Genomic DNA, 7,851 nt, shown 5'->3' on the forward strand with positions numbered 1-7,851 from the left:
GAGGCGGAAGGTTTCCTCGCCGACCGTGACATCGGCATCGCCGACAACCACGGTCCAATGTTCGGCCCGCCGGTGGTGCATCTGCAACGAGAGGCGTTGACCGGGCAGTACAATGATGCGCTTCACCTTGTAGGTGGGTTCATCCAGAAGAACTTCGTACTGGCCCCAGGGGCGCTGGCCGATTTCCATAGAATCCTCGATGCTGCTGCAAGAGCTAAATCGCGCGCATCCTATCGGCACGGGGCACGAACGCCAACAAAAAGGCGGCATTGCTGCCGCCTTTGAGGAAACTCGTTCAGATTTTATCGATTGAAGAAGGCTTAGGCTGCGTTCCGCTGGGCCGGGGCTGCCGGGCGCGGCGCTTCGACGGCGCGCGCCGGAGCGGCGGGAAGTTCGCCCGCTTCCGACAGTTTGCCGAGCAAGGCCGTAACCGCGCGTTCCAGGGCGGCAACATCGCTCGCGGGGAGCTTTGCCATCGCCTTGGCCAAAGGGTCCGGCCAGGAGCGGACGCGGTTCGCCAGCTTCTCACCGGCTTCGGTGAGCGAGACGACCAGCGCGCGCCGATCCTGATCGGCGGCCCGCTTGGCAACAAAGCCTTTGCGCACCAGCGTGGCGACCGCATCGCTCACGGTGGCCGGGGTTACGACCAGTTCCGCCGCAAGGCGGCTGATGGTCGGCGCGCTCTCGCACCCGGCGAGATGGGCCAGGATCGACGCTTGCAGCGCGGTCAGGCCAGCGGCATTGGCGCGGCGATTTTCATTGCCGCGCGAAACTGCGCCCAAGCGGGCGAGGGCATCGGAAAGCTGTTCGATCGAAGCGACCGAGGGCAGCTGCGTCGGAGATATCATTGATGTCATGGCGGGCGGATATAGTCGCATCCGGTAGGAGGGCTCAAGAGCTTTCGCACGCACACATGCCCTGTCATATGAACATTTGTGCTTTGCGTTGCAAAAAGGTGGCAGTGCTTGAGATTGCGACGGGCCTCTGTTGGGGTGGTAAATCGGCTTCGCGTGAATTACATTGTCATTCACGCCCTATCAGGAGTTACCGTCATGGCTGCCAATGCCCTCGTTCAGGCCCGCGTCGATGCAACGATCAAGTCGGAAGCCGCCGAAGTTCTCGCGACGATCGGCCTTACCGTTTCCGATGCCGTGCGGCTGATGCTGATCCGCGTCGCCCAGGAAAAAGCTCTCCCCTTCGAGCCGCTGATTCCGAATGCCGAGACAATTGCGGCAATGGAAGCGGCGCGGGCGGGGAAACTCGTGTCGTTTACCAGCATTCAAGCGCTGATGGACGATCTCCATGAGAACGATTGAGCGTACCGGCAAATTCAAGCGCGACTACAAACGCGAGGAGAGGGGGCAGTATCAGGCAACCCTCGATAGAGATTTGGAGGAGATTCTGTCGGCGCTCCTGTTTGATCTTCCTCTAGCCGAAAAATACCGCGACCATGCCCTGATCGGGAGATGGAAAGATCATCGGGACTGTCATATTCGGCCCGATTTGGTGCTGATCTATCGAAAGCCGGACGCAACGGTTTTGCAACTCGTGCGCTTGGGTTCCCACAGCGAGCTTGGGCTTTAGCTTGTCGGATGCGCGAACCCCTATTATGGTGCCCGCTTAGGATTTCCTTTGTGAAGGTCTCTGACCGTGCTTCGCCGTATTCTCCCGCTCGCCCTGATCGCTTTGAGCCTCGCCGCCTGTGGTGCCGACACGCGCCGGTCGCTTGGCCTGTCGAAGGCCCCGCCCGATGAGTTTAGCGTCGTCGGGCGCGCGCCGCTCGAACTGCCGCCCGATTTCGGCCTGCGTCCGCCCGTCGCGGGCGCGGCACGCCCGAACGAGCTTGCGGCGCGCGATCAAGCCAAGGTCGCCGTCTTCGGTCCTGCCAATGCGCAGCCGCAGCTTTTGGCCGGGCGCACGGCGGGCGAAGCCTTCTTGCTCGATAAGGCGGGTGCCCCCCAGGCGCAGCCCGATATCCGCGCCACCGTGGAGCAGGAAAGCACCAAGCTTGCCCGCGAAGAGCGTAGTTTCGTCGATAAGCTGATTTTCTGGCGCAAGCCGGACGAGCCGGGCGTTACGGTCGATCCGTCGGAAGAAGCCAAACGCCTCAAAGAAAATGCCGCGCTCGGCAAGCCCGCGACCGAGGGCGAAACCCCCTCGATGAAGCGCAAGCGTAAAGGGATTCTGGAAGGAATCATTTAGCGATTTTGCGGCCTCTCATGGTGCCAAGACGCCTCGATCCCCCGTGGGTCGGGGGTCTTTGCGTTTTTGACGGGATGCAAAAAAGTTGGGAAGAGTCTGTCACTCGCGTATCATGTTTGCGTGCTAGGCTGGTTGGGGAGCCGATGACCAAGAAACTTTTTTATCCGCACCTATGGGTGCCAGATGAATGTGTACGATTCCGCCCGCATGGCCGACGTGCTGGGGCCGCTCGGCTATGCCGCCGTCGATACGCCGGAAGCGGCGGATATGGTCCTCATCAATACCTGCCACATCCGCGAGCATGCCTCCGCGAAAACCTTCTCCGAGCTGGGCCGCCTGAAGCAGATCAAGCAGCAGAAGGACGGCGACTATATCATTGCCGTTGCAGGCTGTGTCGCCCAGGCGGAAGGCGAAGAGATTCTAGCGCGCGCACCCTATGTGGATATCGTCTTGGGGCCGCAAACCTATCACCGCCTCCCGGAAATGGTGGCGCGGGCCGAACGCGGCGCGGCGCAGAAGAAGCTGCGCGCCGACATTGGCTTGAACAAGCCCGCCGCCCGCATCGCCGGGATGGGGATTCTCGATACCGATTTTCCGGTGGAAGCCAAATTCGATTTTCTGCCCGCGCCGACCGACGCCCAGGGCGTCACCGCGTTCCTGTCGATCCAAGAGGGCTGTGATAAGTTTTGCACCTTCTGCGTGGTGCCCTATACGCGCGGCGCGGAATATTCGCGCCCCGTTCAGCAGATCGTCACCGAAGCCGAACAATTGGTGGCCTTGGGCGTGCGCGAACTCACGCTGCTCGGGCAGAATGTGAACGCCTATCACGGCGATGGGCCGGACGGCGACGCCTGGACCCTGGCGCAGCTCGCCTATCGGTTGGCCGCGATTCCGGGGCTGGAGCGCCTCCGCTACACCACCTCGCACCCGCGCGATATGGATGACGCGCTGATCGCCGCCCACGGCGATTTGCCGCAGTTGATGCCCTTCCTGCATCTGCCGGTGCAATCGGGCTCGGATACGATTTTGGCGGCGATGAACCGTCAGCATAGTGCCGACCATTACCGCCGGATCATCGATAAGCTGCGCGCCGCCCGCCCCGATCTTTGCCTTTCGACCGATCTCATCGTCGGCTTCCCCGGCGAAAGCGACGCGGATTTTGCGGCGACGATGCAGCTCGTGCGTGATGTGACCTTCCCGGCGGCTTTCTCCTTCAAATATTCGGGCCGTCCCGGAACGCCGGCCGCGACGATGGCGGGGCAGGTGCCCGAAGACGTGAAAGACGCGCGGCTCGCCGAGTTGAACGCGCTGTTGCTGGAGCAACTCACCGCCTTCAACCGTAGCCTTGTCGGTCAAACCGTGCCGGTGCTGTTCGAAAAAGCCGGGCGGCATGCCGGGCAGATGGTGGGGCGCTCGCCCTATCTTCAGCCGGTGCATGTGCTGGGCGAGGCCGATTTGATTGGGCGCGTGCGCCTGGTCGACATCGAGCAGGATCATAGTTTCAGTCTGTCGGGCCGTCTTGTCGCCGAGCCGGTCCCCGATCTTTCTTCTCCGGCGATGAGGATGACTGCGTGAGTGATGCCCCGCTGAAAAACGCCGATAAGCCTTCCAGCGATCCGCTTTACGTCTCGTTTGACGATAATTCCGTGTTGCAGCTTGTTTACGGCGAGCACGACCGGAACCTCGCGCGGATTGAACAATTGCTGGGGGTGGCGATTATTCCGCGGGGCAATCAGATCGCCATCACCGGCCCCGCCGCCGCCGCCCAAACCGCGCGCGAAGCTTTGGGCGCGCTGCATGGCCGGGCACGCAAGGGCAAGCCCATCGATATGGGCGAGGTCGATGCTGCCGTCCGCATGGCCGAACACGCCCGCGAGTCCGGCGCGCCCTTGCCGGAAAAAGCCATCCGCACCCGCCGCCGCGTCATCGAGCCGCGCTCGCCGGGGCAAGCCGTCTATTTGCAGGCGCTGCAAGATAATGAAGTCGTCTTCGGTCTCGGGCCAGCCGGGACGGGGAAAACCTATCTTGCCGTCGCGATGGCGGTCGGGTTGCTGCTGGAAGGCCGCGTGTCGCGCCTCGTCCTCTCGCGCCCGGCAGTGGAAGCGGGCGAGCGCTTGGGCTTTTTGCCCGGCGATATGAAAGAAAAGGTCGATCCGTACCTGCGCCCACTCTATGACGCGCTGCACGATATGATGCCGGGCGACCAAGTGGTCAAACGCCTGGAATCGGGCGAAATCGAAGTGGCCCCGCTGGCCTTCATGCGCGGCCGCACCCTCGCCAACTCCTTCATCATTCTCGATGAAGCGCAGAATACCACCGCGACCCAGATGAAAATGTTCCTCACCCGTATGGGCGAGGGCAGCCGCATGTGCATTACCGGCGATCTCTCTCAGATCGATCTGCCGCCCGGCACGCGCTCCGGCCTACGCGACGCGCTGGAAACTTTGGAAGGCGTGCCGGGCATCAGCTTCGTCCGCTTCACCGAAAGCGATATCGTCCGTCACCCGATGGTGACGAAAATCGTCCGCGCTTATAACGAAAAGGACCGCCGCCTGCTGTCGCCGTCCGACGCCGGGATGGGCCGATGATCGCCGTCGAATCGGTCATCGAGGCGGGCAATTGGTCGGCGCTGCTCGGCGGCGTAAGCGAGGCCGATATCGAAAGCTTGGCCGAAAAGACCGTGCGGCACGCCCTGGTAACGGAAGCTGCGTTAACGCCCTTCCTCGCCGGATCGGCCCCGGAAAGCCGCCTCACGCTGGCGCTGCTGTTCACCGATAATGCGGCGGTCCGCAAACTGAACCGCGAGTGGCGCGATCAGGATAAGCCGACCAATGTTCTCTCCTTCCCCGGCGATTGGCTGGAGTTGGAAGAGGAAGATATCGCCGCCCTGGCCGCTGGCGACGATGTGCCGCCCGCCCATATTGGCGATATTGCGCTGGCGCTCGAAACCATTCGCGATGAAGCGGCGGAGCAGGGCAAAGACCCGCGCGCCCATCTGCTGCATCTCATCGTGCACGGCACGTTGCATCTCCTCGGCTACGATCACGCGGTCGACGCCGAGGCCGAGGCGATGGAAGCCCTTGAAACCCGGCTATTGGCCGACCTCGGCATTGCCGATCCCTATTCCTACCGACCATCAGGATATTGAGCCTTACCATGAGCGAAAGCCCTTCTAGTCCGGGGCCGGAGCGACCGAGCGTCCCTCCGGCTCCTGTCTCGCATGAACCGTCCGGGGGGCTGCGGCCTGGGCGGCTTATCTCGCGCCTGCGCCTTCTGCTGGGCTTGCGCGGCGATCCTTCGGTGCGGGAAACGCTCGAAGAGCTGATCGAAGAACAGGCGGTGGCGACCGACGCGATGGCCCCGGACGAGCGGCTGATGCTGCGCAATATTCTCGGGCTGCGCGATGTCACCGTCGGCGACATTATGGTGCCGCGCGCCGATATGGTGGCGGTCGATTGCGCCAAACCCTTCGAAGACATCGTCGATTACATGGTTGAGGCGGCGCATTCGCGCGTGCCGGTCTATCGCAATAGTCTCGATGATGTGATTGGCATGCTGCACGTGAAAGACGTGTTCGCCGCCAGCCGCGATAAAGACACGCCTTTGCCGCAGGTGGAAGAATTGCTGCGCCCGGTGCTGTTCGTTCCCCCGTCTATGCCTGCGCTCGATGCGCTGGTGCGGATGCGCACGGCGCGCACGCATATGGCGGTGGTCGTCGATGAATATGGCGGGATCGATGGGCTGCTGACCATCGAAGATCTGGTCGAAGAAATCGTCGGTGAGATCGAAGACGAGCACGACGAGGAAGAAGCCCCGGTCCAGGCCGCCGAGGACGATGGCTCGATCCGCTTCGACGCACGCACACCGCTGGCCGATCTCGAAGAGCGCTTCGGGCCGTTCCTTACCGAGGATGAGCGCGAGGAAATCGACACGTTGGGCGGGCTGGTGGCCACCCTCGCCGGGCGGATGCCGCCCGTGGGGGCGCTGGTCGTGCATCCCTCGGGCTTTGAGTTCGAAGTGCTGGAAGCCGATCCGCGCCGGGTGTCGCTCGTGCGCCTGCGCAATCCTCCGCCCTGGCGCTGGCCGCCGAGGCATGAGGCTGCGGGTCGATTGGCGGCGGGCGGGGCTCGCCTGCCTCTGTGGTGTGCTGGCGACGGGGGCCTTGCCGCCGTTCGCGCTGTGGCCGCTGATCTTCCCGGCCTTTAGCGGTTTTCTCTGGTTGTTAAGCGGGGTCCAGCGGCCTCGGCAGGCGCTGTGGCTGGGCTGGTGCTTTGGCTTCGGCCATTTCGTGACAGGGCTCTATTGGATTTCCAACGCCCTGTTAGTGCCGCCCGGTGATTTTATCTGGATGGTGCCGTTCGCGTTGGTGGGCTTGCCGATTGTGCTGGCGTTCTACACGGGGGCGATTGCCTGGGGCGTGGTGCGCCTTGCGCCGCCCGAGGCAAAAATTCCTGCGCTGGCTTGGCTTCGGCACTTTCTGGCTGCTGGCGGAATGGGGCCGGGCGCATATTCTCACTGGCTTTCCGTGGAACCTGATCGCCTCAATCTGGACCGAAAACGCCCGCGCCGCTGCAAGCGGTGGCCTACCTCGGCCCCTATGGCACCGGGGCGGCGACGGTGCTGATCGGCGCGGCCTTCCTCTTCGGTTGGCGACGCGGCGGGGTAATTGCCCTTCTTGGGCTCGCGCTGCTGTGGGGCGGCGGTGCGCTGCGCTTGCAGGGTGCTCCGGGGCGCGATGCCGTGCAGCCGGGGGTATCGTTGCGGCTGGTCCAACCCGCGATTCCGCAAAGCCTGAAGTGGGACCGCAGCCGCCTTCAGAGCAATTTCCAAAAATATCTCGCGATGAGCGCGCCCGCGCCGGGCGAGACGCCGAGCGCAATTATCTGGGGGGAGGCCGCTACCGGCTATCCGATCGAGGAGGTCGAACCCTGGCGGATGGCAATGGCCAAGCTCGCCCCGCCCGACGGCGTGATTATCACCGGCACCAACCGCTATTTGCGCAATGCCGACAATCAGGTGATCCAAGCCTGGAACGGCATGGTCGCCTTCGATGCCGAGGGCAGCCTGCGCGGGGCCTTCGATAAATTCCATCTGGTGCCCTTCGGCGAATATGTACCGCTGAAGGAGTTGCTACCCCTTCAAATCATATCGCAAGGGGCCTCCGGCTATAGCCCCGGCCCCGGCCCGCGCACGCTGCGCTTGCCGGGCCTGCCGCCGGTAGCCCCGTTAATTTGCTATGAGGTGATCTTCCCAGGGGCCGTGGTTGATCGCGCCGACCGACCCGCGTGGCTGCTGAACCTCACCAACGACGGGTGGTATGGGGTCAGCACCGGGCCGTATCAGCATTTGGCTGCGACAATTTTGCGCGCAGTAGAAGAGGGGCTGCCATTAGTCCGAGTCGCGAATACGGGGGTCTCGGCTTTAGTTGATGGGAACGGCCGGGTCTGGAACAGTCTGACTCTGAACACAGAAATGGCTTTAACCATTCCACTTCCCCTGCCGCTCGACCCACCGCCATTTGCGCGTTTCGGTGATCTCATTACCCTGCTTGTCGTGACTTTTCTGATACTGCTCCTGGTAGTTCGACGCCTTCGTGCCAATTTATAGTAATTCATTAACCAGTACAGCGTAGGGTTGACGCCTACAAAC

At 62.9% G+C, this 7,851-nt stretch carries 11 protein-coding genes; 9 read left to right on the plus strand and 2 right to left on the minus strand.

The window, feature by feature from the left end:
- Both VZ95_RS08745 and VZ95_RS08750 read right to left on the minus strand, forming a co-directional pair.
- Positions 1-189 (minus strand): phosphomannose isomerase type II C-terminal cupin domain (locus tag VZ95_RS08745; RefSeq protein ID WP_045775510.1); only part of this gene is annotated, 189 nt, incomplete at its 3' end.
- Positions 190-320: 131 nt separating this feature from the next.
- Entirely contained in the window at positions 321-848 is a 528-nt protein-coding gene (locus VZ95_RS08750) for a MarR family winged helix-turn-helix transcriptional regulator (RefSeq protein ID WP_052711616.1), read from the minus strand.
- 204 nt (positions 849-1,052) lie between these two features.
- Here VZ95_RS08750 and VZ95_RS08755 point away from each other — a divergent pair, with 204 nt between their 5' ends.
- The 9 genes from VZ95_RS08755 (at position 1,053) to lnt (ending at position 7,809) form a co-directional block, all read left to right on the plus strand.
- Positions 1,053-1,316, plus strand: coding sequence for a type II toxin-antitoxin system RelB/DinJ family antitoxin (locus VZ95_RS08755; RefSeq protein WP_045775511.1), 264 nt, complete (start codon positions 1,053-1,055; stop codon positions 1,314-1,316).
- The gene (locus VZ95_RS08760; RefSeq protein WP_045775512.1) at positions 1,303-1,584 is read left to right on the plus strand and encodes a type II toxin-antitoxin system YafQ family toxin; all 282 of its coding nucleotides are present in this window, start codon (positions 1,303-1,305) and stop codon (positions 1,582-1,584) included. The genes VZ95_RS08755 and VZ95_RS08760 overlap by 14 nt, the downstream gene beginning before the upstream one ends.
- Positions 1,585-1,650: 66 nt before the next feature.
- The gene (locus VZ95_RS08765; RefSeq protein WP_232302561.1) at positions 1,651-2,202 is read left to right on the plus strand and encodes a DUF3035 domain-containing protein; all 552 of its coding nucleotides are present in this window, start codon (positions 1,651-1,653) and stop codon (positions 2,200-2,202) included.
- 183 nt (positions 2,203-2,385) lie between these two features.
- The gene (gene miaB, locus VZ95_RS08770) at positions 2,386-3,777 is read left to right on the plus strand and encodes a tRNA (N6-isopentenyl adenosine(37)-C2)-methylthiotransferase MiaB (RefSeq protein ID WP_084627671.1); all 1,392 of its coding nucleotides are present in this window, start codon (positions 2,386-2,388) and stop codon (positions 3,775-3,777) included.
- Positions 3,774-4,790, plus strand: coding sequence for a PhoH family protein (locus tag VZ95_RS08775; protein ID WP_232302562.1), 1,017 nt, complete (start codon positions 3,774-3,776; stop codon positions 4,788-4,790). Before miaB ends, VZ95_RS08775 begins: the two co-directional genes overlap by 4 nt.
- A complete protein-coding gene (ybeY, locus tag VZ95_RS08780) occupies positions 4,787-5,350 on the plus strand; it encodes an rRNA maturation RNase YbeY (protein ID WP_084627672.1) in 564 nt (187 codons plus the stop codon). Before VZ95_RS08775 ends, ybeY begins: the two co-directional genes overlap by 4 nt.
- A gap of 152 nt (positions 5,351-5,502) precedes the next feature.
- Positions 5,503-6,408, plus strand: a complete 906-nt coding sequence (locus VZ95_RS08785) for a hemolysin family protein (protein ID WP_232302563.1) — start codon at positions 5,503-5,505, stop codon at positions 6,406-6,408.
- Positions 6,365-6,826 (plus strand): hypothetical protein, encoded by a 462-nt coding sequence (locus VZ95_RS21800; protein ID WP_156995176.1) that lies wholly within the window; start codon positions 6,365-6,367, stop codon positions 6,824-6,826. Before VZ95_RS08785 ends, VZ95_RS21800 begins: the two co-directional genes overlap by 44 nt.
- Positions 6,781-7,809 (plus strand): apolipoprotein N-acyltransferase, encoded by a 1,029-nt coding sequence (gene lnt, locus VZ95_RS08790; protein WP_052711618.1) that lies wholly within the window; start codon positions 6,781-6,783, stop codon positions 7,807-7,809. The genes VZ95_RS21800 and lnt overlap by 46 nt, the downstream gene beginning before the upstream one ends.
- The last annotated feature ends 42 nt before the right edge of the window (positions 7,810-7,851 follow it).

The sequence above is a fragment of the Elstera litoralis genome (assembly GCF_000963705.1).
In the GTDB taxonomy this organism is placed as follows: Bacteria; Pseudomonadota; Alphaproteobacteria; order Elsterales; family Elsteraceae; genus Elstera; species Elstera litoralis.